21 protein-coding genes are annotated in these 26,264 nt (G+C 64.5%); 7 read left to right on the top strand and 14 right to left on the bottom strand.

Annotated elements, in window-relative coordinates:
- Window positions 1-10 precede the first annotated feature (10 nt).
- Window positions 11-1,537 (top strand): class I adenylate-forming enzyme family protein, encoded by a 1,527-nt coding sequence (locus BKA07_RS07895; RefSeq protein ID WP_167950422.1) that lies wholly within the window; start codon window positions 11-13, stop codon window positions 1,535-1,537.
- Window positions 1,538-1,561: 24 nt separating this feature from the next.
- On the opposite strand, the gene BKA07_RS07890 is transcribed toward BKA07_RS07895, so the two are convergent.
- Window positions 1,562-3,229: a polysaccharide pyruvyl transferase family protein gene (locus tag BKA07_RS07890; protein ID WP_167950421.1), complete on the bottom strand. Its 1,668-nt coding sequence runs from the start codon at window positions 3,227-3,229 to the stop codon at window positions 1,562-1,564.
- A gap of 92 nt (window positions 3,230-3,321) precedes the next feature.
- Between BKA07_RS07890 and BKA07_RS07885 the strand changes: the two genes are divergently transcribed.
- The 3 genes from BKA07_RS07885 to BKA07_RS07875 are packed head-to-tail and all read left to right on the top strand — an operon-like array spanning window position 3,322 to window position 7,370.
- Entirely contained in the window at window positions 3,322-3,516 is a 195-nt protein-coding gene (locus BKA07_RS07885) for a hypothetical protein (protein ID WP_167950420.1), read from the top strand.
- The gene (locus BKA07_RS07880) at window positions 3,500-4,654 is read left to right on the top strand and encodes a lysophospholipid acyltransferase family protein (RefSeq protein ID WP_167950419.1); all 1,155 of its coding nucleotides are present in this window, start codon (window positions 3,500-3,502) and stop codon (window positions 4,652-4,654) included. The genes BKA07_RS07885 and BKA07_RS07880 overlap by 17 nt, the downstream gene beginning before the upstream one ends.
- Before the next feature lie 55 nt (window positions 4,655-4,709).
- Complete coding sequence (locus tag BKA07_RS07875) at window positions 4,710-7,370, top strand: PEP/pyruvate-binding domain-containing protein (protein WP_167950418.1); 2,661 nt, start codon at window positions 4,710-4,712, stop codon at window positions 7,368-7,370.
- 110 nt (window positions 7,371-7,480) lie between these two features.
- Here BKA07_RS07875 and BKA07_RS07870 read toward each other — a convergent pair whose 3' ends face one another.
- The 8 genes from BKA07_RS07870 to BKA07_RS07835 form a co-directional block, all read right to left on the bottom strand.
- Window positions 7,481-8,902 carry an FtsX-like permease family protein gene (locus BKA07_RS07870; RefSeq protein WP_167950417.1) on the bottom strand — a complete coding sequence of 474 codons (1,422 nt, stop codon included), beginning with the start codon at window positions 8,900-8,902 and terminating at the stop codon, window positions 7,481-7,483.
- On the bottom strand, window positions 8,899-9,738 hold the full coding sequence (locus BKA07_RS07865; RefSeq protein WP_245161882.1) for an ABC transporter ATP-binding protein: 840 nt from the start codon (window positions 9,736-9,738) through the stop codon (window positions 8,899-8,901). The genes BKA07_RS07870 and BKA07_RS07865 overlap by 4 nt, the downstream gene beginning before the upstream one ends.
- 296 nt (window positions 9,739-10,034) lie before the next feature.
- Window positions 10,035-11,627, bottom strand: coding sequence for a chaperonin GroEL (gene groL, locus BKA07_RS07860; protein ID WP_167950416.1), 1,593 nt, complete (start codon window positions 11,625-11,627; stop codon window positions 10,035-10,037).
- 36 nt (window positions 11,628-11,663) lie between these two features.
- Complete coding sequence (gene groES / locus BKA07_RS07855) at window positions 11,664-11,957, bottom strand: co-chaperone GroES (RefSeq protein WP_167950415.1); 294 nt, start codon at window positions 11,955-11,957, stop codon at window positions 11,664-11,666.
- A 547-nt stretch (window positions 11,958-12,504) separates the two neighbouring features.
- Complete coding sequence (locus BKA07_RS07850; RefSeq protein ID WP_245161881.1) at window positions 12,505-13,617, bottom strand: resuscitation-promoting factor; 1,113 nt, start codon at window positions 13,615-13,617, stop codon at window positions 12,505-12,507.
- 395 nt (window positions 13,618-14,012) lie between these two features.
- Complete coding sequence (locus tag BKA07_RS07845; protein ID WP_167950413.1) at window positions 14,013-14,933, bottom strand: TatD family hydrolase; 921 nt, start codon at window positions 14,931-14,933, stop codon at window positions 14,013-14,015.
- Window positions 14,933-16,528, bottom strand: a complete 1,596-nt coding sequence (metG, locus tag BKA07_RS07840; RefSeq protein ID WP_167950412.1) for a methionine--tRNA ligase — start codon at window positions 16,526-16,528, stop codon at window positions 14,933-14,935. The genes BKA07_RS07845 and metG overlap by 1 nt, the downstream gene beginning before the upstream one ends.
- A gap of 166 nt (window positions 16,529-16,694) precedes the next feature.
- The gene (locus tag BKA07_RS07835) at window positions 16,695-17,300 is read right to left on the bottom strand and encodes a DUF559 domain-containing protein (RefSeq protein WP_167950411.1); all 606 of its coding nucleotides are present in this window, start codon (window positions 17,298-17,300) and stop codon (window positions 16,695-16,697) included.
- 333 nt (window positions 17,301-17,633) lie between these two features.
- Between BKA07_RS07835 and istA the strand changes: the two genes are divergently transcribed.
- Window positions 17,634-19,160, top strand: a complete 1,527-nt coding sequence (gene istA / locus BKA07_RS07830) for an IS21 family transposase (RefSeq protein ID WP_167950410.1) — start codon at window positions 17,634-17,636, stop codon at window positions 19,158-19,160.
- A complete protein-coding gene (gene istB / locus BKA07_RS07825; protein WP_167950409.1) occupies window positions 19,160-19,936 on the top strand; it encodes an IS21-like element helper ATPase IstB in 777 nt (258 codons plus the stop codon). Before istA ends, istB begins: the two co-directional genes overlap by 1 nt.
- 63 nt (window positions 19,937-19,999) lie before the next feature.
- Here istB and BKA07_RS07820 read toward each other — a convergent pair whose 3' ends face one another.
- The 5 genes from BKA07_RS07820 to BKA07_RS07800 form a co-directional block, all read right to left on the bottom strand.
- Window positions 20,000-20,386: a hypothetical protein gene (locus BKA07_RS07820; RefSeq protein ID WP_167950408.1), complete on the bottom strand. Its 387-nt coding sequence runs from the start codon at window positions 20,384-20,386 to the stop codon at window positions 20,000-20,002.
- A gap of 284 nt (window positions 20,387-20,670) precedes the next feature.
- A complete protein-coding gene (rsmI, locus tag BKA07_RS07815) occupies window positions 20,671-21,588 on the bottom strand; it encodes a 16S rRNA (cytidine(1402)-2'-O)-methyltransferase (RefSeq protein ID WP_245161880.1) in 918 nt (305 codons plus the stop codon).
- A 255-nt stretch (window positions 21,589-21,843) separates the two neighbouring features.
- The gene (locus BKA07_RS07810; RefSeq protein ID WP_167950407.1) at window positions 21,844-22,344 is read right to left on the bottom strand and encodes a DUF4190 domain-containing protein; all 501 of its coding nucleotides are present in this window, start codon (window positions 22,342-22,344) and stop codon (window positions 21,844-21,846) included.
- A 175-nt stretch (window positions 22,345-22,519) separates the two neighbouring features.
- Complete coding sequence (locus BKA07_RS07805; protein WP_167950406.1) at window positions 22,520-22,885, bottom strand: DUF4190 domain-containing protein; 366 nt, start codon at window positions 22,883-22,885, stop codon at window positions 22,520-22,522.
- Window positions 22,886-23,143: 258 nt separating this feature from the next.
- Window positions 23,144-23,905, bottom strand: coding sequence for a DUF4190 domain-containing protein (locus tag BKA07_RS07800; protein ID WP_209043905.1), 762 nt, complete (start codon window positions 23,903-23,905; stop codon window positions 23,144-23,146).
- A 264-nt stretch (window positions 23,906-24,169) separates the two neighbouring features.
- On the opposite strand from BKA07_RS07800, the gene BKA07_RS07795 reads away from it, so the two are divergent.
- Complete coding sequence (locus tag BKA07_RS07795; protein WP_209043904.1) at window positions 24,170-26,257, top strand: dolichyl-phosphate-mannose--protein mannosyltransferase; 2,088 nt, start codon at window positions 24,170-24,172, stop codon at window positions 26,255-26,257.
- Window positions 26,258-26,264: the final 7 nt, after the last annotated feature.

Below are 26,264 nucleotides of genomic sequence, written 5' to 3'. Positions count from 1 at the left end.
AGGAGAAGCAATGAAGCTCGGCACGATGCTCGATTCCACCGTCCTACGGGACCCGGACAAGGAAGCGCTGGTCTACGGGGACGAGAGATACTCCTACGCCGCGCTTCGCGACCGTGCGCTCAGGGCAGCACGCGTACTCGAAGACAACGGCGTCGTCGCCGGTGACACCATCGGAATCATGACGTTCAATGTGCCCGGGTTCGTCTTCGCCGCCTTCGGCGCGTGGTATCTGGGAGCCGTCGTCGTTCCGGTCAATCACAAGATGCAGGCGCCCGAAGTCGAGTACACGATCGGCCACTCCGGGGCGAAGCTGGGCATCGTCAGCTCGGAGCTGGCCGAGACCGCACGCGCAGGCGCCCCGGGAATCACCTGGCTCGAGACCGAGTCCGAAGCCGCCGACAGCTTCGACACTCAGCTGGAGGCCGCAGAGCCCGCCGTGCCGGGCGACTTCATCGACGAGCAGGTCGCTCAGATCCTCTACACTTCGGGCACCACGAGCTCACCCAAAGGCTGTGTGCACTCGCATCGCAACATCTCCCAGGTCGCGGCCCTCATCACCATGAACATGGGATATCGCAGTGACGACCGCTATCTCATCTGCATGCCGATCTGGCATTCGGCTCCGCTGAACATCAGCCTCATGCCCATCGTCCTCATCGGCGGCACGATCGTCCTCCAGCGCTCCTATCATCCCGTGGAGTCGATGACGATCATCGCCGAGGAGAGCATCACGACCTTCTTCGGCCCGACCGTGGCCTATGTCGCCCCGGTGAAGGCGGCGAAGGAACTCGGCATAGATTTCTCCGACTACGACTTCTCCACCATCCGCCGGTGGAACTACGGCGGGGCTCCCATCGACCGCTCGACCGCGGCCATGCTCATCGAAACCTACGGGACCGACCAGTTCTGCAATCTCTTCGGAATGAGCGAAATGGGCCCCACCGGCTGCCTGCTCGAACCGGAGGATCAGCTGCGCAAGGCCGGATCGGTCGGGCGGACGGCGATGGTCGGCAACGCCATGCGCGTCGTCAAGGACGACGGCACGGACGCCGGGCCGGGAGAGACCGGCGAGATCTGGTTCACAGGCGACACCCGGATGCGCGAGTACCTCAACGATCCGGAGGCGACGAAGGCCGCGTTCGACGGCGACTGGTACAAGACGGGCGACATCGCGGCTCTCGACGAGGACGGTTACCTCTTCATCGTCGACCGCACCAAGGACGTCATCATCGTCGGCGGTGAGAACGTCTACTCGCTCGAGGTGGAGGAGGCCATCATCGCCCATGACAGGGTCGCCGATGTGGCGGTGGTGGCCAAACCGGATGACGAGTGGGGCGAACAGGTCGTCGCCTTCATCACCACCGCCGATGGACGAGTCTTCGACGTCGACGAGCTGCGGGACTACCTCGGCGACAAGCTCGCCCGCTACAAGCTGCCCCGAGAGGTCATCGTCACCGACGAGCTCCCCCGCAATCCCTCGGGAAAACTGCTCAAGCATCGACTGCGCAGCGAGGTTGCCGCCGGGGCCGCGGGATAGGACCGGGGCTTCAGCGGCTGTCGGTCACCGGGCTCTGTTCCGGCTCTGCCGTTCGCCGTTCAGCGTCTGCTCTTCCGCCTCTGCCGGCCAGCGTCCACCGAGTCGAGGGGCGTATCGCGCGGCTCCCCTCACCCGGATGCCGAGCTTCTGCACTCGCCGAATCGCCCGCACAGCCGGCTTCCGCTCACGCAGTTCCTGCTGACTCTCGGCGCGCCTGATCGTCGCATCTGCCCGTTCGATTCTGCCTTCGGCACGCTTGAGCTTGGCCTTGAGCCGATTGACCTCCGTGCGGGCCAATGCCGCGCGACGATCCTTCACCGCCATCACAAGACCGTAGTCCTGGACGGCGTTGAGCCGTTCGCGGACCAGCTCGACATTGGCGACGTAGTCGTTGGGGACCTCGTCCGCAGGGAAGAATCCCGGCGCCTCCGCTGAGGCTGGATGCCCCTCCGAGGCCGTTGCCTCCTCACGTCCGAGGGTCGTCTCGACGAGGAAGTCCCACCACTTCCGGTGCTCGTGGCGCCGAGCGTCCGAGCGTTCGCGCAGAGTGGCCTGAAGCGAATCACGGTTCCGGGCCACTCCCGCTGCGGTGTCGACGATGTCGTCGATCGAGTCGAGCGGGAGGACGAAGTCCCGCATGCCGACGTTCTCTGCGGCACCCCTCATCCGGATCGACGAGTAGAGGTTCGGAGCCAGCGAGATGAATGGCACGGCGGCGGCACCGGAGAAGATCCCGGCGTGGTACCGGGTGCCGATGACGAATTCGGCCCGCTCGGTCAGCGCGACGAGCTGGCGGGCCGTGAGCATCCGAGTCGCCTGCACCGACTCATCGTCGGCAGCGGCTGCGATCTGGGCGTCGGTGAGCTGGTCACGCGTCGGCGATGCGGGTGAGAATGCGCCTCCGTGCGGGACGAGCAGAACTCTCAGACCGGTCTCTTCGGCGATTCGGCGCACGATCTCGATCACGCGCTGCCGGTAGTCGGGGTCGGAGATCATCGGCGACGACGCCTTCTCCGCGAAACTGGCCACGACGAACGGGCCGTCCGCCAGATCCGCCACTGCCTCCCTGTCCGAATCGCCGGCCGTGAGTGAGAACGCGTCGTCGACCTGGCGACGAACCGTCGCATCTCCCGCCCCCAACTCTCCGGCGAGTCGAGTGGTGTAGCTTTCGCGGGTGCCGACGAACTCGGCCTCTGCCAACAGGTCGTGGACGATGTCGCGATCCTCGTCGTAGATGAGCGGTCCCAGCGTCTGGCTCGTCAGCGCATAGGGTTTTCCGAATATCCGCGCGATCTTGGCCAGCGCCGCCCGTTCGAAGATGTGGTGGGCGAACATCGAGTTGAGGTTCCCTCCCCCGGCGATGAGAACGGCGTCGGAGTCCCTCACCGCCTCGATCACGCCGATCGCGGGGTCATCGGCGGCGAGCCCGCCGCGGAGCCCATCCGATTGCGCATGGTCGAGGATCGCCTGGAGTCGAGCGGCGTTCGGGGGTCGGTCGCGTTTGAACCCGATCCTCGAGATGGCGTCGACCCCGTACATCGCCGCGGCGCAGTCGGGCTCACCGGCGATGAGCGTGACCTCGACGTTCGCGCGTTCCCGGAGCGCGTCGAGGGCGAACTCGGTCATCGCCTCATCCCCGAGATGGTAGAAGCGGCTCCACCCGATATCGCCGATCATCGTCATGCGTTTCATAGCTGTGTTGAGCACCCTCTGCGGTTGTGTGAATATCGCCGCAAGACTAGCCGCCGTTGGACTCCGGGAAGTGAACGGATCACTACCGGGCGGTGAACTCGACTCAGATGTTCGAGGCCCTGGGTGTCCAAGCGATCCTTGGCGAGACTGCTGCGCTGGTCGAGGCTGCTGCACTGGTGGAGACGACGCTCCTGTGGTGCACTGGGTGCATGAGCTTCGAGACACCGCACATCTGCCGGGCGGTCCTCCGTGACCTGGAACGACTCCGCGATGTCGTCGAAGTCTGAGCGTTCGTCGGCGGCCGCCGCCTCCCTCGGCCGGGGGCATCGGTTCATCAATGCCGCCATGCGGACCCTGTACTTCGGCCGCGTCCCCGTCCTCGACCTGAGCCGCTCGGAGCCTGCAGACCGCGACGCCTCACCTCCCGTGGACCCGGTCAGCCGTCAGCGTCCGCGCCTGATCATCTCCAGTCACCGCAATGGAGCCATCGACGGGCACCAGGTCCTCGCCGCCTTCCCACATGCGCAGTTCCTCATCTCGATCCAGCTCGTGCGCAGCTGGTTCCTGCGCCTGTTCATCGCCGGCATCCCCGTCGTCCGCCCCAAGGACGTCGAACGCTATCACCTCGATCCGTCCTCGGCGACCAGTCCGGTCGAGGCCGGGTGTGCCCACCTGCGCCGAGGCGGTGATCTGGGTGTCTTCCCCGAGTCCAGCAGCGAGTGGGGTCACCGACCGCAATCCTACAGACCCGGTGCCGCTCGCATGGCCTGCACCCTGATCGACGAGGGCGTCGACGTCGAGGTCGTCCCGGTGGGACTGTTCTACTCGACCCCCGACCGGTTCCGTTCCCGCGCCGAGGTGGTCCGCGGCAGGTCTGTCACGATTCCTGCCCGCAATGGCCGGGACTTCTCCGGCTGGGAGGATGCGGTCGCCTCGGCGATGGGGTCGGCCCTCGACGAGGTCTCGGTCGACTGCCCCGACGCACAGACCTTCGCTCGGATCCAGGCCGAGGCATTGGATGTCGCACGCACATCCTCGGACCGTGGGGCCACGTTTGCGGGAGCGTTCCTCGACATGCAGCGCAAGCGACGATCGGAGGAGGTCACGGATGCGGCTCACGTCGACGCCGACGTGAGTCGGTCCACCACTGCTCCGGGCCCTGGCACGAGTCTCCTCCGCTGGTTCGGGCTCGTCCTCATGTGGCTCTTCGCGCCGATTCTCGCGGCGGCCTCCTTTGCCGGGGCGCGTGCCGACGGTCGCAATACTGTCACATTCTTCCGCCTCCTCGGCGGCTTCGCAGCGGTTATGGTCTGGGTACCGGTACTCATCGTTGCCGCGTTCTTCTGGCCCCTGGTCATCGGAATCGGCATCGTCAGCGCGATCTGCGGCTGGCTGCTTCTCGGCCTCCGCCGCTTCCGACTCTGATCTGCCGGAGCACTCGGCCGACCACGCCCCACCCGACCGCATTTGAGGAGCACCCGTGTCACTGACCCTCGCCTTCACCGATCCCCTCGCCACCGCACGGTCGACCAGCGGCGGCAAGGGCGCCGGCCTCGCCGAATCCGCGCAGAGCCTGCCCGTTCCCGGCGGCTTCATCGTCACCGCCGAGGCCTATGCCCGATTCGTCGCGCCCCTGCAGACCCGCATCACCGAACTCATGGACACGGGCTACCCCGCCGAGGCGATCGGCGACCTCATCCGCAGCACCCCGGTCCCCGGTTCGTGGTTCGCCGAGCTCGAGGCCGCCGCCGAAACCGCCGGCCTGAGCGACCGAGCCGTGGCGGTCCGGTCCTCGGGGACCATGGAAGATCTGCCCGGTGCGGCCTTCGCCGGTCAGCACGACACCTACCTCGGTGTGCGCGGAACCAAGGCCATCGCCGAGGCGGTGCGCGACTGCTATGCCTCCCTGTGGAACCCCCACGCCTTCCGCTACCGTCAGCAGCTCGGCGTGGACCAGCTCGAGGCGAAGATGGCCGTCGTCGTCCAGCTCATGGTCGCCGTGGGCTCCGAGGAGGCTGCCGGTGTCGCGTTCTCCGTCGACCCGGTGCGCGGAAACACGGACGAAGTCCTCATCAACGCGGCCTTCGGGCTCGGAGAGACCGTCGTCGGCGGGGAGGAACCCGTCGACGAATTCCGCATCGCCCGTGCCGACGGCGCACAGATCGCTGCCGAGATCGCGGACAAGCCGAGGGCTCTCATCATGCGCGACCCCGCGGGCGAAGGGAACATCGCGACAGAGGGAACCGCCTCTGCCGACGGCGACGGCGACGGCGACGGCGGCGGCGATGATGGTCACGGCGATGGGCGGACGACGGTCGTCCGCCTCGGCGAGGATCAGCGCACTCGGCCCGCACTGAGCACCGAGCAGGCCCGGGCAGTCGCGGAGCTGTCTGTGCGGGCGGAGGATCATTTCGGGTTCCCGCAGGACATCGAGTGGGCCTTCAGCGGTGACGAGCTCTTCATCCTGCAGTCTCGGCCGATCACACGGGTGGCACCCAGGTGGACTCGGGACGAATCGGCCGAACGGTTCCCCACTCCGGTGACGCCTCTGACCTGGGATCTCGTCGAAGCGGGTTTCCATCACTCGCTCAATCACAGTTTCGATCTCATGGGACTGCCGCCGTTTCACGACAAGTGGTTCGTCATGCGCGACTTCTACATCTACGGCAACCAGACCGCTGTCGATCTCTATGCCGGCCGGCTGCCGACGAAGATGCTCTCCAGTGTCGAGACCATCACCGAGTCGCTGCCGGAGATCGCGTCTCGGTTCGGGTGGGTGCAGGAGCTTCCGGTGCAGTGGATGCGCGACCTCGACACCTATCTCATGGGCATCGGCAGGCTCTCCCACGAGCCGTTGGAGGACAAGTCGCTGGCCGAGGTCTGGGACCACGTGATCGCCATCAGCGACCTGGGCACCGAGTACTTCCGCCCCAATATCGCAATCTCGCTGACACAGCGGACCCTCTACGGGGCTCTGTCGCACCTGCTCGAGATGGCGTTGGACAAGGAACAGGCACAGCTCGTGTTCGAACGGCTGTTGGCATCGACGGAGACGAAGACCTCGCAGGTCAATGCCGAGCTCTGGGAACTCTCCCGCACCGTGCGTGACAGTCCCGAGCTGTCCTCTGCCCTGCGCAGCCACACCGGTGAGAACGGACTCGCGGCACTTCGCGACTTCCCCGACTTCGCGGGCGACTTCGAGGCGTTCCTCGCCCGGCACGGACACCGCGAGCTCGACTTCGACGCCTATCATCCGACCTGGGTCGAGGCCCCGCACATCGTGCTCGATCAGATCCGCCTGCTTGCGGATCGGGCCGAGAACCCCTCGGCGGATTCGGGTCTGGAGCGCAAGGTCGTCCAGGCCGAGACCGAGCGGGCCGTGGTCAATGCCGCCCCGAAGAAGCTGCGCTATCTGGTGCAGGAGGTCATCCGTCTGGCGCGGACCTACACCGCGCTCGACGATCTGGAGCACTACCAGACCACTCGGCTGACGCTGCCGATGCGTCGGGCACTGCGCGAGTTGGGTCGACGACTCGTCGACCTGGGCGTCCTCACCGACCCGATGGATGTCTACTTCATCGATTTCGAGCCGCTGAACGAGGCGATCCGAGCCGCGGACGCGTCCGGCACCGACGCGGATTCCGCTCACAGGGACGCCGACGGCCCCGACGACACCGCCGATGGGCAGGACTCCCCCACCGAGGCGTTGGCCGGCCTGAGTGCGATCGCCGAGAAGAACAAGGCCGGGTATCAGGAGGCGGTCGCGCGGACTCCCGAATGGGAGCACGGTCGCGTCACCGAGTTCGGCGATGACACCGACGGCGCAGGCATCACGGGCACGGCCGGCAGTCCCGGCGAGGTCGAGGGCGAGGTCTTCGTCGTCCACAGCCCCGAGGAATTCTCGTCCTTCCCCGATGGCGCCATCCTCGTCGCCCGGACCACGAATCCGGCCTGGACGGCACTGTTCTATCAGGCCGGCGGGGTCATCACGGAAAGCGGCGGCGCGCTCTCACACGGTGCCGTCACGGCTCGTGAGCTCGGCCTGCCCGCGGTCATGGCGGTCCGGGATGCCACCAGCCGCTTCACCTCGGGACAGCGAGTGAGCGTCAACGGCAGCGAGGGCACGGTGACGCCGGCCTGAAGGCCCACCTCGGCGAGGTGGGCAGCGGAACTGCACGGGCACCTCGGCGGATCACTGTGACGGAGCAGCGTTCCAGCTTCCGGCGCCGCCGACGGGTGGACAGCCGTGTCCTATACGGCTTCGAGAGCGTCCACGGGGCTGATGGAGGTGGCCGCGCGCGCCGGAGCACGGCTGGCGGCGATCACGGCCAGAAGCGTGCCGGCGACGACGGAGATGATCACCCACCAGGGCACGGACGGAGCGAAGAATCCGGTCAGCGGGGACAGCAGTGTCAGCGCGCCGATCCAGCCGAATGCGATGCCGAGAGGCACCGCGACCAGGCAGGCGGTCGCACTCAGCTGAATGCCTTCGGCCACAATCATGCGTCGCACCCGTCGCGGCGTCTGACCGAGGGCCCTGAGCAGCCCGATCTCCTGCGTGCGCGCTCGCACGGAGAGCATGAGCGCGTTCGCGACTCCGATGACCGCGATGATGACGGAGAAGAGGACCATGCCGAGGAAGAACAGCATCGTTTGGTCGATGATGGTCTTCAGCACATCCTCGAAACCGCCCCAGCCCTCTTCGCCGAGCGAGTCAGCGTAGTCGAGCAGCTGGTCTCTGAACGTCGTCATGGCCGTGGCGAACATGACGATGAGGGTGATGCCGATGACGAGACCGATGACCGTGCGCGCATTGCGGGTGGGGTGACGGGCGATCGTCGAGGCGGCCAGGCGTGAGGTTGCGGTGCGGCCGAGCAGCCATCCGGTGACCGCCTGCAGAGGTGGAAGGATCCAGGGGTTGCCGACGATGATGCCCGTGAATGTCAGTGCCGCACCGAGCGCGACGAGCGGCACGCCCACGGCACTCACCGTGTGCCCGCTGGCGCCGACGACGCCGCTGATGAGAAGGGTGATGCCCATGGACAGCAGGATGAGTGCTCCCGACAACGCACCCATCGATGAGCGTACGTCCTCGGGTCGGCGCTCGATGGCCTGAGAGGTGGCCTCGATCGGCGAGATGCCGGTGATGCGGCGAGCCCCCAGGTACGCGGAGAGCCAGGTCACGACGATGGTCGCGGCTGCCGGCAGGAACATCATGGGACTCAGCAGCTCGGGTTCCTCGGTGATCCGCGCGCCGAGGTAGGCCGATGTCGCCAGCGCGAGTGCGGAGGAGACGAGGAACGCGACGATGACGCTGGGGATCGAGACGAGCAGTCCCTCCACCGAGGCGGCTCGACGCAGCCGTGCGGAGGAAGCGCCGATGAGCCGCAGCAGCGCCAGCTGACGGCTGCGCCCGGCGATGATGATGGAGAACGTATTGGCGATGACGATGCTCGAGACGAACAGTGCGATGACGAAGAAGACCAGCCCGACTGTTGTGAGCAGACCCTGAGCCGTGTCCGACTCGGAGACGATCTTCGCCGAGGACATCCAGGCGGTGAGGATCTCGATGCCCTGCATGATCACGGTGCCGAAGAGTGCGGCGATGAAGACGACGAGCAGGCTGGGGGCGAACTGGCGTGGGTTGGCCCGGATCTCCCGCATCGGGTTCATCGGCGCCCTCCGTCCGAGGCATACTGCGAGACTTCGGGGGCGTACTGCGAAGTCTCTGAGCTCGCGTTCTCGGCCGCCTCGGCCTGCGCGTCGAGATCGAGCATCGTCTGGGCTATCACCTCGGCGCTGATCGTGTCATTGAGCTCGGAGACGGGAGTGCCGTCGGCGATGAACACGACACGGTCGGCGTGGGCGGCCACGATCGGATCGTGGGTGACGAGCACGATCGACTGGCCGAGCTCGCGGACGGCTTCGGACATGATGGCCATGACCTCACGCCCGGACCGGCCGTCGAGGTTGCCGGTCGGTTCGTCGGCGAAGAGGATGTCCGGTCGGGTTGCCAGGGCACGGGCGATGGCCGTGCGCTGCTGCTGTCCGCCCGAGATCTCACCGGGTCGATGCTTCAGCCGTTCGTCGAGGCCGAGCCGTTTGATGATGCTGGTGATCCAGGCGCGCTCGTTCGCATCGGGCTTGCGGTCGTCCAGTTCGAAGGGCAGCAGGATGTTCTCCCTGACCGTGAGGGTCGGCATCAGGTTGAAGGCTTGGAACACGAAACCGATCCGCCGCCGACGCAGGGCGGTGAGCTCGTCCTCGTGCAGAGCGGTGATCTCCCGTTCGCCGATGTGCACCGTGCCCGAGCTCGGCCGGTCGAGTCCGGCGAGGACGTGCATGAGCGTGGATTTGCCCGAGCCCGAGGATCCCATCACGGCCGTCAGACGGGCGGGAGCGATATCGAGTGAGACCTGGTTGAGAGCGACCAGCGCCGCACCATCGGGATCGAAGATCTTCGAGACATTTCGAAGTGAAGCGATGGGCATCGGTGAGGCGGTCGTCATGGTGTCCCTACATTGTCGTGTCACACTGTCCCATCCAGACTAGCGACCATCGGCGGCAAGAAACATGGGATCTGACTGGCCAGTAGGTGTGAGCCGCCTCCACAAATCGCCGGGAAGCTCAGGCGGGTCAATACACGCGGAGTTGCTCGGACGGGTGAATATACGCAGGGATGCTCAGGCGGGTCAATACACGCAGGGATGGGTGAATACTGGTGTGGCCCGGAACAGAGTGTTCCGGGCCACACGGGTATCAGTTCAACGCAGTCAATGCGCGCCGATGCGAATCAGATGGGGACTCAGTCCTCGTCCTCTTCTTCCTGCTTCTCGACGACCAGGGTCTCAGTGGTGAGAACCAGAGCGGCGATCGAAGCGGCATTGCGCAGTGCCGAGCGGGTGACCTTGACCGGGTCGATGATTCCGGCGGCGATGAGGTCGCCGTAGGAGTCGGTGGCGGCGTTGTATCCCTGGCCGGAGGTGAGGTCCTCGACCTTGGACACGACGACGTAGCCGTCCTGGCCGGCGTTCTCAGCGATCCAGCGCAGCGGCTGGACGACTCCGCGCTTGACGATGTCAGCACCGGTGGCCGCATCGCCGGTCAGGCTCTGGTCGTCTCCGGCCAGAACCTTGGCGGCGTGGATCAGTTCGGATCCGCCGCCGGCGACGACGCCCTCTTCGATGGCAGCACGGGTAGCCGACACCGCGTCTTCGACACGGTGCTTGCGTTCCTTGAGCTCCACCTCGGTGGCGGCGCCGACCTTGATGACTGCGACACCGCCGGAGAGCTTGGCCAAGCGCTCCTGCAGCTTCTCGCGGTCCCAATCGGAGTCGGTGTTGTCGACTTCGCTGCGGATCTGGGCGACCCGACCATTGACGTCCTCATCGGAGCCGGCACCATCGATGATGGTGGTGTTGTCCTTGGTGACGGTGATGGTCCGGGCATTGCCGAGATCCTCGAGGGTGACCTGGTCGAGCTTCATGCCGATATCGGGCGTGACGACCTGGCCGCCGGTGAGGACGGCGAGGTCCTCGAGGATCGCCTTGCGGCGGTCACCGAATCCGGGAGCCTTGACGGCGGCGACATTGATGATTCCGCGCAGCTTGTTGACGACCAGCGTCGACAGCGCTTCACCCTCGATGTCCTCGGCCACGATGAACAGCGGCTTTCCGGCCTGCTGCACCTTCTCCAGCACAGGGAGGAGCTCCTGGATGTTGGAGATCTTGCCCTGGTTGATGAGGATGAGCGCGTCGGAGAGCACTGCTTCCTGGCGGTCGGCATCGGTCACGAAGTGCGGCGAGAGGTAACCCTTGTCGAACTGCATTCCCTCGGTGATCTCGAGTTCGACAGCAGCGGCCTGGGACTCGTCGATCGTGATGACGCCGTCCTTGCCCACCTTGTCGAAGGCATCGGCGATGAGTGCGCCGATCTCTTCGGACTGAGCGGACAGACCGGCGACGTGCGCGATCTCCGAGGAGTCGGCGACATCGCGGGCGATGGTTCCGAGCTCGGTGGAGACAGCCTCGACGGCGGATTCGATTCCACGCTTGAGAGCACCTGGTGCGGCGCCGGCGGCGACGTTGCGCAGTCCTTCGTTGACGAAGGCCTGGGCCAGGACCGTCGCGGTGGTGGTTCCGTCACCGGCGATGTCATTGGTCTTGGTGGCAACTTCCTTGGCCAGCTGAACGCCGAGGTTCTCATAGGCATCGTCGACCTCGACCTCACGAGCGATGGTCACGCCATCGTTGGTGATCGTGGGAGCGCCCCACTTCTTGTCGAGCACGACATTGCGGCCCTTGGGTCCCAGGGTCACCTTGACGGTGTCCGCGAGGATGTTCACACCCTTTTCGAGTGCACGACGGGCCTCGTCGTTGAATTCCAGATTCTTAGGCATTCGTCCTCCTGTCTGTGAAGTAGTCGGTCAGGGGATTCAGCCGATGACGGCGAGCACGTCACGAGCCGCGAGGACGAGGAACTCTTCGCCCGCGTACTTGACTTCGGTGCCGCCGAACTTGGAGTAGATGACCTTGTCGCCGACGGCAACGTCAACAGGAACGCGGTTTCCGTTGTCGGCAACGCGGCCTGGGCCCACTGCGACTACTTCGCCTTCCTGAGGCTTTTCCTTGGCGGTTTCGGGAATGACCAGACCACTGGCGGTAGTCTGTTCTGCTTCGACCTGACGGATGACAATCCGATCTTCGAGTGGCTTGATGGAGACCGACATATCGGGCCCTCTCCCTTCGCTGGGTTCAATTCTTGATTGAGTTCAGACTCTTGATTGAGTCAGACGGCGGCGTGTGCCATGATCCTCTCGTCGTCGCGGGTGCCGAGTGGATCGACCGTCTCGTAAAACTGGCACTCAATGAGTGCCAGTGCTAATTCGACTTTAGAACGCTCTTAGCACTCGGTCAACTTGAGTGCCAAGGAATGTCCACGCTCTGGGCGAAACCTCAGGAAAGGCGTCGTTAAGCCTGCTCATTGACCGCTCGCATGCCGCGGCGAGTCTCGCACATCCGGGCTCTCACTCCCCTGCTCCCACCAGAGCAGGTATCTTCACCAACGCAGCCGTCCTCACCAGAGCAGCTGTCCTCACCCGCGCAGCTGTCCCCATCAACGCAGCCGCCCTCCCCAGAGCAGCACACGGTGAGCACCCGCGATGAATACACCGAGGCCCCGGGAGTTCTCCTCCCGGGGCCCCACTGTGCGTCGAGCGTGCGCCTCAAGCGCTTCAGCTCACTCGGCCGCCTTCAGATCAGCGGTCGCGCTCTGGATCAGGCGCAGGCCCACTGTCCCCAGCCGGCTTCCTTCTGCAGCTTCTTGGCACGATCGAACTGCTCCTGCGGGCTGGCATCCGAGGGGTTGCCGGTGCCGCCCATCTTGTGCCAGGTGTCAGGCAGGAACTGGAAGAGTCCGAAGTGTGTGCCGTTCGAGGCCTTCGGATCGAAGTTCGATTCGCACTCGACGACCGAATACCATTTGGAGCCGGGCCCGCCGAGCATGTCCTTGATCTCCTGGGTGCTCATGTCGCCACTACCGGAGCCGCCGCCGGTGCTCTCGTCACCGTCGTCGGAACCGCCGGTACCGCTGTCGCCGGTGCCGGCGTCCGAACCGCTGTCGGGCTCTTCGGCCGGCTTCTCCTTGGTTCCCTCGATGACGACCTTGGTCTCAGGCTCGGAGAGGACCTTCTCGTCCTTCTTCTCCTTCTTCACCTCGTCGCCGTTGACGGTCTTGATCTTGTACGAGATCTCCTTCTGACCGTCCTTGCCCTTGTCTTCGACCTCGGTCTCACCCTCGTACAGGGAGTCGGACTTCTTCTTCTCGACCTCGGGCTCGATCGCTTCCTTCTCCGTGACGGTCTTGTTCTTCACACGATTCACAGTGAGAACCTGGCCATCGGAGACCTTGGAGCTGAGCGGCACGGACATGAAGTCGTCTTTGTCGAGCTCGATCTTGGTCTCGCCGAGGGCTTCCTTGGCGGTCTCGGCTGCGGCCGAGACCTTGTGGTCTTTGCCGTCGGCAACGATCGTGAGGTTCTTCGCGGTCGTCACATCGATGTCGTTGCCCTTATCCTTGAGCTTCTGACTCGGCTCAGCGTTGAGGTCGGCACCCTCCCCGTCGACACCGAGGTCGGCCAGCGCCTGACCGACGGTGTTCGCGTTGGTCCACTCGTCGCTTTCCTTGCCGTCGACGGACAGTGAGAGCTTCTTCGCGGTATTGACGGTGATCGTCATATCCCGCGAGATGTCCTTGTTCACGCCTGGCTTGACATGGTCCCGCTTGTCGATGTCGAGATCGCGGCTGTCGAGGACGTCCCCCACGGTGCCGCCGAAGGTCCGAACCTCTTCGGACTGACCATTGACATCCAAGGTCACGGGCTTGTTCATGGTAACAACGGCACCCGTGCCACCCACGAGTCCGGTAATCACAACCGCCTGTGCAGCTATTTGCACTTTGCGGTTCTTGAGAAAATCAATCACAAAAATATCCCTGGGCAGAGTTCATCAACTCACCTACTGTAACCGATTCGTTACAAGGTTCGCAAAACATCACGAACATGTAACAGCCGGACCTGCGACGTTGGCCCTCTGACCTGGACTTCGCCGTGTTTCCGGGCCTCGTCACAATCGTGACATTTCCCCCGCCGAGGTGATTTCGTCGGCATCCTGTGACCTCGCCGTGGCGTGCCCGCGGACCCGTGTGCAGCTGCCCTTCGACCTCGTGTGCGCCCACGGCTCAGCCCCGTCTGCGGCTGTGGTTCACGACCGTCTGCGGCCGCGGCTCAGTCCCAGCCTCCCAACGCTGATTCCGCGTTGCTCCACACGACGGCACAGAGGTCCTCTTCGCTCATTCCGCGCACCTCGGCGAGCTTACGTGCCGTGACCGCGGTCAGATATGGGCCTCCCGGCTTGCCGCGGTGCGGATGCGGGGTGAGGAACGGGGCGTCCGTCTCGGTCAGGATCCGCCCCAAAGGGGCCGCGGCCGCGGCTCGTCGCAGTTCGTCTGCGTTCTTGAACGTCAGGTTGCCGGCGAAGGACATAAAGTACCCGGAGTCTGCGCACTCGCGGGCCATCGCCTCGTCGCCGGAGTAGCAGTGGAAGATCGTGACCTCGGGGGCGCCCTCTTCGCGGAGGATCCGCAGGACGTCGGCGTGGGCCTCACGGTCGTGGATCTGCAGGGCCTTGCCCGTGCGTTTGGCGATCTCGATGTGGGCGCGGAAGGAGCGCTGCTGCTCGGCCACTCCCTCGTCACCTGTGCGGAAGTAATCGAGGCCCGTCTCCCCTAACACGCGCATGCGCTCGTTCGAGGTCACAAGGGACTCGATCTCTGTCAAGGCGTCGTCGAGCAGGCCCCGTTCGGCCAGCCTCGGCGCCTCGTTCGGATGCAGTGCCGCCCCGCCGAGCATCCAGGACCGGCCCTCCTCGGCTTCAGCCGTGACCAGGTCCCTCGTCCACCTCGCGGCAGGCAGATCACAGCCGATCTGGATGATGCGCTGGACTCCGGCCGCCTGCGCAGTGTCGAAGAAGAAGTCGAGGCTCGGGAACTCCTCGTCGTCTGCGGGGGTGACTTCCGGCTCGGGCTCGCCGGCACCCAGGGGCAGTCGCGCACCTGTGCAGATATCGAGGTGGGTGTGGGTGTCGACGACCGGATGGGCGAGCGGCGCAGGCACCGGAGGGTAGGTTCCGGCGGCACGAGAAGCCATTATTCGTCGTCCTCCACGAACTTGGGGAACACGGGTTGCGGCTTGGGCAGTGGGGTGCCCGGCTCGAGCGGAGAGCTGATGGCGGCGAACGAACGAGGGTCCGCCTCGGCGCCGGCGTTGGCCTCGATCGCGGTCGGCAGCACTGTGGCACCGGCCTCACCGACGCCTGCGGACACGCCGAGGAGATCGAGGATCTTGCCGGCGGAATCGGGCATGACGGGCTGGATGAGGATGGAGATGATGCGCACGACCTCGATCGTCACCCACAGCACGGTGACCATCCGGTCGGGGTCCGACTTCTTCAGCTTCCACGGCTCCTGGGCGGAGAAGTAGCGGTTGGCCTCGGTGAGCACCTTCCAGCAGGCCTCGACGTAGAGGTGGAGGGCCTGGGAGTCGACGTGACGGCGGGCGGTGTCGGGAACCGCGCGGGCCAGTGCGAGGAGTTTCTCGTCCGCCTCGGCGAGCTCACCGGGCTGGGGCACCTGTGCCTCGCAGTTCTTCGCAATCATCGACAGCGAGCGCTGGGCGAGATTGCCGTACTCGTTGGCGAGGTCGGCGTTCTTGCGGGTGATGATCGAATCCTTCGTGTAGGACCCGTCGTGGCCGTAGGAGAACTCGCGGAAGAGGAAGAAGCGCAGGGTGTCGAGACCGAAGGCGTCGACGAGGTCGATGGGGTCGACGACGTTGCCGACAGACTTCGACATCTTCTCACCGGCGTTGAAGAGGAAGCCGTGGGCGTGGATGCGCCCCGGCAGTTCGATGCCGGCGCTCATGAGGAAGGCGGGCCAGTAGACGCTGTGGAAGCGGATGATGTCCTTGCCGATGATGTGGACGTCGGCTGGCCACCACTTGTCGAGGCGTTCCTGGTCATCGGGGAACCCGGCCGCGGTGAGGTAATTCGTCAGGGCGTCGATCCACACGTACATCACGTGCTTTTCGTTGCCGGGTACGGGCACGCCCCAGTCGAAGGTGGTGCGCGAGACCGAGAGGTCCTTCAGGCCGGAGGCGACGAACGAGGCGACCTCGTTGCGGCGGGAGTCGGGGCCGATGAACTCGGGGTGGTCCCGATACAGTTCGAGCAGCCTGTCCTGGTACTTCGAGAGGCGGAAGAAGTAGGACTCCTCCTCCGTCCAGGTGACCTCGGTCTGAGTCTCCTTCGACAGACGAACACCATCGACGACCTCGGTCTCGTCCTGAGTGTAGAAAGCCTCGTCGCGGATCGAATACCAGCCGGCGTAGGTGTCGAGATAGATGTCGCCGGCCTCTTCGAGCCTGCGCCAGATCGCCTTGGACGCCTCGTAATGGTCCTCGTCGGTGGTGCGGATGAAGCGGTCGAAGGTCGAGCCGAGCGCCAGTTGGGTGTCGCGGAAGTTCGCCGCGTTGTCATCGGCGAGCTGTTTCGGGGTGATGCCGAGCTTGTTGGCAGCCTGCAGCATCTTGAGACCATGCTCATCGGTGCCGGTCGCGAAGAACACCTCGTGATTGTCGAGGCGCTTGAACCGTGCGATCGCATCGGCCGCAATGTACTCGTATGCGTGCCCGATGTGGATGGTCCCATTGGGGTAGGCAATAGCTGTCGTCAAGTAATAACCCATAGGTCACACAGTCTAAGGGACGCCGCACCGTGGGCGCGCAAGCGTTCAGGCGGGTGAACGCTTCAGGTTGCGGAACAGTACACAGGTTGCAATCCGTGTACTGTTCCGCAAGCTGACCATTCGCCCGGGCCCCACCCTCTCCACTCGACGGCCGAGCCCCGGACGGTCAGATTGCGAGCTTCTTGCCGCAGAAACGTCGGAGTTCCGGTGCCTGAGCGAACAGTTTACGGGCGAAGGACGGAAGACTGAGCACCTCGTTGAACTTGAAGCGGACCACTTTGTACCCCATCGCCAGCAGCCGGTTGTGCTGGTGGCTCTCCTTGTTCATCCGATCGAATCCTGCATCCACGTATTTCTGGGTACCGTCGACGTAGAGCACCACATTGGTCTGTCTATGGAGGAAGTCCAAGCGGGTCAGCAGGCGGTGGCCGTCGAAGACGTCGATCTGCTGGCTGAAGTCCCGCAGGCCCAACTGGTGCAGATTCAACGAAGCACGACTCTCGGCATAGCTTTCGGAGAAGGGACTGATGGCCGAAGTGAGGATCCGCGCCTGAGCAGATCCCGTCACCATGCGCTCTATCGTCGGTGTGAACAGCTCGTCCACAGCTTCGGGCACTCGAGTCGGCGCATGTCGCGGATAGCCGCAGCTGAAGATCGATTCTTCATCGGCACCGAACATATGCTCCCTGAGCACCTGTTCGAGTGCCACGAAGCCGCAGGCCGGTCCCAGCACCCGCGCCAGGTCCATCGCCGTTCGAGGAGCCGCAGTCACGGTCAGACCTTCGACTGTCTGCCTATCGGCAGCTGCCAGGTTCCGTCGGGATCTGATCACTTCACGACTGGCCGAATTGGCGTTGGGGTGGCTGACCGTCACAGGACCATCCGGCACATCGAACAATTGTTAGCGGCCATGGAAAACTGCCCATAGGCGGACAGTAGAATCGCCCACTCCTGGCCAGTAGAACTGCCCAGTGGCGGCCATATTTTCTGCCCATCCGACTCACGAAGAAGCCCTTGTGACAAGGGCACGGCCCCGAACCGTTTCTCGGAGATGATGACGGTGTCTAATCGATCAGCATCACCACGGGAGGGGCCGGGGCCGCATATGAAGTCTGACGGAGAAATCATGGAAATTCTAGAAGCGTTCGACACGACAGGGTCGTACCGGGCAGCCGCGGAACTGGCGGGATGCTCTCATCACACAGTCAAAGCCCACGTGCAGGCCCGTGACCGGGGCCGGCCCGTGGCAACACCAACCCGACGTGAGCGTGTCACCGATGCGTACATGGACAAGGTCATCGAACTCGTGACTCGTTCAGGAGGAAGAATCCGAGCCGATAAGGTCCACCAGCGACTGGTCAAGCTCGGCTACCCGGGGTCGGAGAGGTCGACGCGTCGGGCGGTCGCCGAAGCGAAACGCACCCATGAGAAGGCCGGGCGGCGGGTGCATCGGCCCTGGGTGGCAGAGCCCGGGCTATGGCTGCAATACGACTATGGTGACGGGCCTGTCGTCGCGGGAGTCAAGACGGTGTTATTCATCGCCTGGCTGGCGTTTTCGAGATTCCGAGTCGTGATCCCGTTGCGGGACAAGACGCTGCCATCGGTGTTCATGGCCCTGGACCGGACGTTTCGGCTCATCGGTGGCATCCCGACTTATGTCCTCACGGATAACGAGAAGACGGTCACGACGATGCACATCGCCGGGGTGCCGGTGCGCAATCGCGACACGGTTTCGTTCGCCAAGTACTACGGGGCCACGGTGCTTACGTGTGAACCGGCTGATCCCGCGTCGAAGGGCGGGGTCGAACGGTCAGTGCAGATCGCGAAGGCAGATCTGGTGCCCACAGCCACGAATCTCCTTCACGGCTACGATTCATTCGCCGAGCTCGAAGCCGCCTGCCAGGCATTCATGACCGAAGTCAATGGGAAAGAGCATCGGGTGACGAAGAGACGCCCGATCGATCTGGTCGATGATGAGCGGTCGGTGATGCATGCGGTGCCCGGGCGGGCACACACCATCGCGTTCGGCCTGTCGCGGAAAGTGCCGACCAATACGCCGATGGTGGCCTTCGAATCGGGCCAGTACTCGGTACCGCATGCGCTGATGGGCAGCGAGGTCTTCGTCCGGGTGCAGGGAGTCGCTGATGGTGAACAGATCGTCATCGTCGCACCAGGATCCGATGGGTTTGAGGAAGTGGCTCGCCACGGGCGAGCCCGGCCAGGATCGCCGAAGATCAATGACCGGCATTTCCCGACCGATGCCACCCAGAAAGTGCCGGGAGTCTACGCGATCAGGGCGAAGAATCAGGACGAAGAAGAGTTCCTGGCCATTGGGCATGGCGCGCATGAATGGTTGAGAGAGGCTGCCGCGGTTGGAGCATCGCGGATGCGGCAGAAGATGACAGAGGCGGTGGCGTTGTCCCGGTTGCACGGCGGTGACGTTGTCGACGAGGCGTTGGGCACTGCTGCCGCCTATGGACGATTCGCCACCGGTGATGTGGCATCACTGCTGGTCAACCGGGTCGATGCGCATGCCCGAAGTGCTGATGAAGAGTCCTCCCTGGCTCAGGGCACCGGCGGGTGGCAGGCGATGGGCAATCAGCGGGTCAGCGCCGATGGCGGGGAGGTGTGATGGCGATCATTCATGAAACGCCCGTGTTGGATGCTGAGGTCGAGGCGCTGATGCGGCGGCTGAAAATGCCGTATGCGCGCACCCTGGCCCCGGAGCTGCTGGCCACGGCGAAAGCTCAACGGTGGGAGCCTGTCGAAGTGGTGCGGGCCCTTCTGGTTGAGGAGTCTCGTGGCCGGTCGGCGGCGATGCTGGCCAACCGGCGCAAACAGGCCGGTTTCCCCACGGGCAAGACGTTTGAATCCTGGGATGAGGACGTGTCATCGATTCCGACACCGACGCAGCAGGCACTGTCGACACTGGAGTGGGTGGCCCGGAAGGAGAACCTGGCGGTGTGTGGGCCGGCCGGGACGGGTAAATCGTTCTTCCTGGAAGCGCTGGGGCACAAGATCATTGATGAGGGCGGGCGAGTGTCCTGGCTGAGGTTGGAGGACTTGGGCGCGCTGATCCGTGCTCATCGTCCCGATGATGCGGTGACGAAGACCGTGGAGCGGTTGCTGCGAGCCGATCTGGTCGTCGTTGACGATATCGGGTTGCTGCCGGTCAGCGAGGATGCTGCCGAGGGGCTGTATCGGCTTGTCGATGCTGCTTATGAGAAACGCTCGATCGCGATCTCATCGAATCTACATCCGGCGGCATTTGACCAGCTGATGCCCAAGACCGTAGCCACAGCCACCGTCGATCGCCTCCTTCATCATGCTCACCTGGTTCAGACCAGTGGCGAATCGATTCGGTTGAGCCAGGCTGTTTCTGGTGCGGGGGTGGTCGCCTTGAACTGAGGGTGATCGAGCCCGGTGGCCACGACCAGACACGAGTTTCGGATGGGCAGAAATCGTGGCCACCTATGGGCAGTTCTGCTGGCCGCCCATGGGCAATTCCCACTGGCCGTTGACAAACAATCTGAGCTTGTGCAGCCTGGCGGCTGAAACTCCCCAGACCACGTCATCGTCGCGGTAGTGCGGATAGTGGAGAACTCGCAGTCGAGCAAGATGATCGAGATAGCGGCGACGTTGCGATCTCTCCCTGTGCAGGCCCTGTTCGTGGTAGCGCATCCATTCCCTGTCGGTTCCGAACGCCGCTATCGCCGAGTGACTCGGATTCGTGCACTCGCGGACGACCGAGTACATGCCCCGACAGATCTTCACCAGGCAGCAGCTCTTCGCCCGTCTGATCAGGGTGGTGTTCACACCGGCGGCAGCGAGATCGTCGTAGCAGACAATGTTGTACATGTCCGTATGCTGCGTTTGGCGTCAAAGCGATTGCGACGGCGGTTCTGCGCGCTGTGGATTGCGAGTCAGCCTCCACAGGCCGAATACGTACGAGTCGCAAGGTTGTCCCCAGCCCCGGACGCAGGTCTCACATCACGCCGATAGTCCGCCGGGCCGTGGCCGGGTGAGGATGCTGATGACACTTCAGGTTGCGGGGGCGCTGATGACACTTCAGGTTGCGGAACAGTACACGGGTTGCAACCTGTGTACTGTTTCGCAACCTGACTACTCGCGCCGCGGGCACCTCACTCCCGGTGCAGCCAGGCCTCGTAGACCTCGCGTTTGGAGAGCTCGAACTGCGTCGCCACCTGGCCCGCGGCATCCTTCGCGCGAACGCCGGAATCCACGAGTTGGGCGACCGCCTCGAGATGGTCCTCCGGAGCTGTCGCCGCGACGGTTGCTCCGGCGAGGACGAGGGTCAGTTCTCCGCGCAACCCCTCCGCAGCCTGCTCCCGCAGCGAGGCCACGGTTCCGCGCAAGGTCTCCTCATAGGTCTTCGTCAGTTCGCGGCTGATGCTCATGGGCCGATCGGGGCCGATGACTTCATGGAAGTCGTCCATCGTCGCCGCGATGCGGTGGGGACTTTCGAAGAACACCATGGTCCGCTTCTCGCTGCGCAGCTCTTCGAGGAGAGCCTTGCGTGCCCCGGGTTTGCGCGGCAGGAAGCCCTCGAAGCTGAACCTGTCGCTGGGCAGTCCCGAGACCGCGAGCGCCATGAGCACGGCAGAGGGGCCGGGCGTCGAGGTGATCGGCAGTCCCGCCTCGGCGCAGGCCTTGACGACCCGATACCCGGGGTCGGAGACGGCGGGCATTCCCGCGTCGCTGAGGAGGACGACCGTCTGACCGGAGCGGATGAGCTCGACGAGCTCGGGTGCGCGTGACTGCTCGTTGTGGTCGAAGACGCTGATGACACGGTTCGTGTGCGTCAGCTCCAGGCGCTGCGTCAGCGACAGGAAGCGCCTGGTGTCCTCGGCTGCGATGACATCGGCCGTGGCAATGGCCTGCTGCATGCGCGAACTCGCATCGCCGAGGTTGCCAATCGGAGTGCCGACGAGGATGAGTCCGCCGGTCGGATGGGACGCGGAAGCTTGCTCCTCGGTCGAATCCTCCAGCAATCCGTCTTCCAGCGCCTCTTCGTTCTCGGTGTTCAGAATGTCCGTCATCTGTGTCCGGCAACCGCCCATGCTGTCGTGTTTGGATTCGGAACCGCCTGATTCCACCGCTCAATCTACACGAGAGCCCACTGTCCAGGTCCAGGATGGCGATGCTGTTTCGGTAGAGCGCAACGCCGCGATCGAATCCATCGATCTACGTGAATAGTCGTCGATCGAGTTCGGTCAGAACGTGAATGGCCCACCATCGAGTTCGGTCGGAAAGTGATGGGTGAAGCAGCCGTGGGGTCGATGGCGCCTCCGGCCTCAGCCGATCGAACCTGCCCCGGCCATGGCGACTCCGAAGAGGAGGACTGCGATGCCGATATAGCCGATCCAGAACAGTATCCAGATGGCGGTGCCGATGTAGCCGACCCACAGGGAGGCAACGGCTATTCCGTCTCCGCGTTCACCGTTGCGGGGTATCTGCTTCCGGGCGATGTGGCCCATGATGATGCCGGCGATGCCGGCGAGGAAGAAGCTGCTCATCACGCCGAAGATCGATGCGACGAGAGCGAAGATCGCCAAGGTGCTGGTAGGTGGCAGCGGCTGATAGACATAGGTCGGGCCGGGCCCGGCGAACTGGGCGCCGGGCGCATTGGCGTAGGCGCCGGCGTATTGGGCATTGGGACCATTTGCGGTCTCGGTGCTGTAGCTCGAGTGGCCGTAGCCGGCAGTCGAACCCCCGTAGCCGCTTCCAGGCGCACCGCCCGACCTGGGCTGCTGGTAATACATGTCTGGATTGTTCCAGTTGTTCTGACTGCTCATGGCGTGAACTCCTTGCGTGTTCTCACAACGGTACCCAGCCGTCGTGTGCGACGAAAGGCGAGGTTGTCACAGATGGGTTTCATTTCTGTGCGCAGAACCGGAAGCGATCGAGTGCTTCGGTTCCGCCACGGTCTCGTCGGCGGCAATGCGGGTGCACCCGATGAAACGTCCGTCATCAGCCGGCAGCTTCCTCGACAGCGATTCCCGCAATAATCATGAGGATCACGAATCCGACGTAGACGGCCCAGACGAGCAGCCAGAAACCGGTTCCGAGGTAACCGACCCACAGCGCCGTCAGCGCCATTGCGTCGCCACGTTCACCCTGTCGGCGTATCTGTCTGCGGGAGATGTGGCCCATGATGATTCCGGCGATGCCGGCGGGAATGAACGATGTGATGGCACCGGTGAGCGAAAGCACCATGCCGACGATTGCCAAGGTGTTCGTCGGCGCAACCGGCTGGTAGATATAGGTCACCGGGCCGCCGTAGGTGGGATGACCCGAGGCCCTGTTGCCGCTGGAGGGCAATTGCCGAGTGTGCATGTGTGATTCGCTCCTGTTGCTGTGGCTCCTCGTGGGACGATCCCTGTGCTTTCGGGATCGCCTACCTGCAACGCTACCGAGGCGACCGGCCGTGAGAGGGCCGAGCCTGTTGCAATCCTGCACCACGAATGTCAGTCGCACCACCGGAGCCGGGAGCACCACGGATGTCAGTCACATCGCCGGAGCCGGGAGCACCACCGATGGTGGAGCGATCACGGAGGCGAGAGCACCACCACGATCGCGACGCGCAACGGCCGCTCAGTAACCCATTCCGGCGGCGAAGACCCCGAGGCCGACAACACCGACGATGACGACGACCGCCAGCAGTCCGAGTCCGATGCTCACATAGCCCATGATCAGCCCTGCGGTGGCCTGGCTGTGGCCGTCTTCGCCTGTCCGGTCGATCTGCCCGCGAGCGATATGGCCGAAGATGACTGCGAGGATCGGGGCGACCCACAAGAACATCAGCACAATGGAGAACAGGATGCCGATGACGGGAATCATGGAGAGGATGCTGCAGACGAAGCCGCCGCCGAGTCCGATGATGCCCATCCACATCGCCCACACCGACAGGGAGTTCGCCTTCGGCCGCATCATGCCCATCGGCGCCCCATAGGACATCGGCTGGCCGTAGCTGTATGCACCCGACTGTCCATAGTCATAGGCCCCGGGCTGGCTGTATCCGCCCGACTGTCCATAGTCAGAAGCACCCGGCTGGCTGTATCCGTACTCGCCCGCCTGACTGTATCCGCCCGGCTGGCCATAGGCGTCGGGCTGGCCGTTGCCATATGCATTCGCCTGCCCGTAGTTCGCAGAACCGGGCTGGACCTGCGGAAACTGGTTCGGGTCCGCATACTGGCCCTGGCTCGGATACTGATTCTGGTCTGGGTACTGTCCCGAACCGTAGCCGTTCTGCGGCTGAGGCGACCCGTAACCATTGTTGAACTGCTGCGATCCGACCTGCGGGGGATCGCTTGGGCGATAGTTCGGGTTCTCGGACACGTTCTTCACCGTCTTCATTCGTTTGCCGCCTGTCGGGGACAACCCTAGTCGTCCCAGGTCCCCGAACGACAATGCATCCCGAGATCCGAAAGACAATGCATCCCGCGGCCGAGCACCGACCCGCGACTCACGGGCCTTCACCCCGCGGCTCACGGGTCGTCACCCCGCGACTCACCCACAGCTCACAGGCCGCCACCCCACAGCTCACGGGCCGTCGATCCGCGACTCACCCTGAGGGTCTGATGGGAACGAACGCGTCGACGAACCTTAAACTTGACGATGATGACTCAACCCGACGATCCCCAGGCGCCGAGGCGGTCGAGCGTCCCCATGGATGAGTCGACCGGCTCCTCCCCCGCCGTCGACCCCGAAGTCGACCCACCCGTCGACCCACCCGTCGACCCCGAAGTCGACCCAGCCGTCGACCCGGCCGTCAACGCAACCGTCGAGTCCGAAGCCGACCCAGTTGCCGACCCCGCCGTCGCCTCAGCCGCCGACCCCACCCACAGGTCGCCGGCCCCCGGTACTTCGGTCGCAACGGCTGCGGCCCCCACAGCACGCATCGCTCGCGAGCGCCGTGCCCATCGTCGCGAAACGATCCGTACCGAAGCCGCCGCCATCCGCAGGCGCTCCTTCACCGTCGGCATGTGGGCGAGGCGCGCCCCCGTCTGGATGTGGCCCGCCCTGCTGATCATCACGGCCATCGGCGGTGTCCTCAGACTCTTCAACCTCGATTTCCCCCACCGACTGATCTTCGACGAAACCTATTACGTCAAGGACGCCTTCTCCGTCTTCAAATTCGGCTACGAACGTTCCTGGCCGGAGAACGCCGACGAGTCCTTCAACGCCGGCGACCCGAGCGTCATCGAATCCACCCCCGAATATGTGGTCCATCCGCCTCTGGGCAAATGGATCATCGGTGCCGGCGTCCATCTCTTCGGCGCCGACGACTCCTTCGGCTGGCGATTCTCCGTGGCCATCGTCGGAACACTGACGATCTTCCTCATGGGCTTCATCGCCTGGAAGATGTTCCGCTCGGCGTTCTTCGCCTGCGTCGCGGCGGGACTGCTCTCGATCGACGGTGAGCACTTCGTGCACTCGCGCACGAGTCTGCTCGACATCGTCCTCATGGCCTTCGTCCTCCTCGCCTTCGCCTTCATCGTCGCCGACCGCGAGTTCGTCACGAAACGGCTGGCGACCTGGGCGAAACCCCCTCCTCAAGAGGCCGATCCCCCCGCCGAGGCGGTCGCAGCCTCGACGGCTCAGGACGCTCGTCCGTCACCACAGCAGCACCGACTATCATCACAGCACCACCTTCCGTCACGACGGGACGCTCGTCTATCGCGACGGAAGGATCTGACGAACTTCGGGCCCCGCCTCGGCGTGCGCCCCTGGCTCATCGCCGCTGGCATCAGTCTCGGGCTGGCGATGGGCGTGAAGTGGTCGGGTCTCTATGCCCTCGCCGCGTTCGGGATCCTCGTCGTCGTCTGGGACGTGCATTCGCGTCATCGGGCCGGAGTCGTCCATCCGTGGTTGGGCATGCTCATCCGCGACAGTATTCCGGCGTTCCTCAAGACCGTGCCGGTGGCCTTCCTCGCCTATCTCATCACCTGGACCGGGTGGATCCGCTCCAACGATGCCTGGGACCGGCAGTGGGCGGCCGAGAACACCGGGTGGTGGCAGGCGCTGCCCGACTGGCTGCAGTGGCTGCCGTCTCTGGCGCACTACCATTACACGGCGTATTTGTTCCACGTCGGCCTCGAATCGGAACACCCCTACATGTCGAATCCCTGGGGGTGGATCGTCCAGTGGCGGCCGACGTCGTTCTACTACGAGTCCCCGGAACACGGGAGCATGGGCTGCGCCGTAGACCACTGTTCCTCGGCGATCACTTCGGTCGGCAATCCGGTCATCTGGGGCCTGGCGCCCATCGCCCTCCTCATCGCACTGGTCGCCTGGATCGTCCGCCGCGATGTCCGCGCGGGGGCCATCCTCGCCGGGATCGCCGCGACCTGGTTGCCGTGGTTCGCCTACCAGGAGCGGACCATCTTCACATTCTACACGATCGTCATGGTCCCCTTCGTCGTCCTCGCGCTCACCTACTGCCTCACCCTGCTGTGGGGCCGAGCCCCCACCGACCCGAAGCGCTCAGCGGCCGATTCCTCCCACCACGCCCCCACACCGCGTGCTCCGAAGTTCACCGGCCGCGCCACCCGAATCCCGTGGCCGCTGTTCGGTCGCCGGATGGCCGTGGGCCTCATTCTCGTGGCCGCGATCATGGCCTTCGCCTATTTCTGGCCGATCTACACCGGCGAGGTCATCCCCTTCGACGCCTGGAACGACCGAATGTGGAACACCACCTGGCGCTAGGCGAAAC

Source organism: Brevibacterium marinum (assembly GCF_011927955.1).
Lineage (GTDB): Bacteria > Actinomycetota > Actinomycetes > Actinomycetales > Brevibacteriaceae > Brevibacterium > Brevibacterium marinum.
This window is presented reverse-complemented; position numbering and strand designations above follow the sequence as displayed.

Bases quoted from the DNA above. Each gene is read 5' to 3' on its own strand.
- BKA07_RS07820 (WP_167950408.1), bottom strand. From the start codon at position 20,386: ATGTACAACATTGTCTGCTACGACGATCTCGCTGCCGCCGGTGTGAAC.
- BKA07_RS07895 (WP_167950422.1), top strand. From the start codon at position 11: ATGAAGCTCGGCACGATGCTCGATTCCACCGTCCTACGGGACCCGGAC.
- BKA07_RS07890 (WP_167950421.1), bottom strand. From the start codon at position 3,229: ATGAAACGCATGACGATGATCGGCGATATCGGGTGGAGCCGCTTCTAC.
- BKA07_RS07850 (WP_245161881.1), bottom strand. From the start codon at position 13,617: ATGAACAAGCCCGTGACCTTGGATGTCAATGGTCAGTCCGAAGAGGTT.
- BKA07_RS07805 (WP_167950406.1), bottom strand. From the start codon at position 22,885: ATGCACACTCGGCAATTGCCCTCCAGCGGCAACAGGGCCTCGGGTCAT.
- metG (WP_167950412.1), bottom strand. From the start codon at position 16,528: ATGGGTTATTACTTGACGACAGCTATTGCCTACCCCAATGGGACCATC.
- BKA07_RS07880 (WP_167950419.1), top strand. From the start codon at position 3,500: ATGTCGTCGAAGTCTGAGCGTTCGTCGGCGGCCGCCGCCTCCCTCGGC.
- rsmI (WP_245161880.1), bottom strand. From the start codon at position 21,588: ATGACGGACATTCTGAACACCGAGAACGAAGAGGCGCTGGAAGACGGA.
- groL (WP_167950416.1), bottom strand. From the start codon at position 11,627: ATGCCTAAGAATCTGGAATTCAACGACGAGGCCCGTCGTGCACTCGAA.
- groES (WP_167950415.1), bottom strand. From the start codon at position 11,957: ATGTCGGTCTCCATCAAGCCACTCGAAGATCGGATTGTCATCCGTCAG.
- BKA07_RS07800 (WP_209043905.1), bottom strand. From the start codon at position 23,905: ATGAAGACGGTGAAGAACGTGTCCGAGAACCCGAACTATCGCCCAAGC.
- BKA07_RS07795 (WP_209043904.1), top strand. From the start codon at position 24,170: ATGACTCAACCCGACGATCCCCAGGCGCCGAGGCGGTCGAGCGTCCCC.
- BKA07_RS07810 (WP_167950407.1), bottom strand. From the start codon at position 22,344: ATGAGCAGTCAGAACAACTGGAACAATCCAGACATGTATTACCAGCAG.
- BKA07_RS07865 (WP_245161882.1), bottom strand. From the start codon at position 9,738: ATGACGACCGCCTCACCGATGCCCATCGCTTCACTTCGAAATGTCTCG.
- istA (WP_167950410.1), top strand. From the start codon at position 17,634: ATGAAGTCTGACGGAGAAATCATGGAAATTCTAGAAGCGTTCGACACG.
- istB (WP_167950409.1), top strand. From the start codon at position 19,160: ATGGCGATCATTCATGAAACGCCCGTGTTGGATGCTGAGGTCGAGGCG.
- BKA07_RS07845 (WP_167950413.1), bottom strand. From the start codon at position 14,933: ATGGCTTCTCGTGCCGCCGGAACCTACCCTCCGGTGCCTGCGCCGCTC.
- BKA07_RS07870 (WP_167950417.1), bottom strand. From the start codon at position 8,902: ATGAACCCGATGCGGGAGATCCGGGCCAACCCACGCCAGTTCGCCCCC.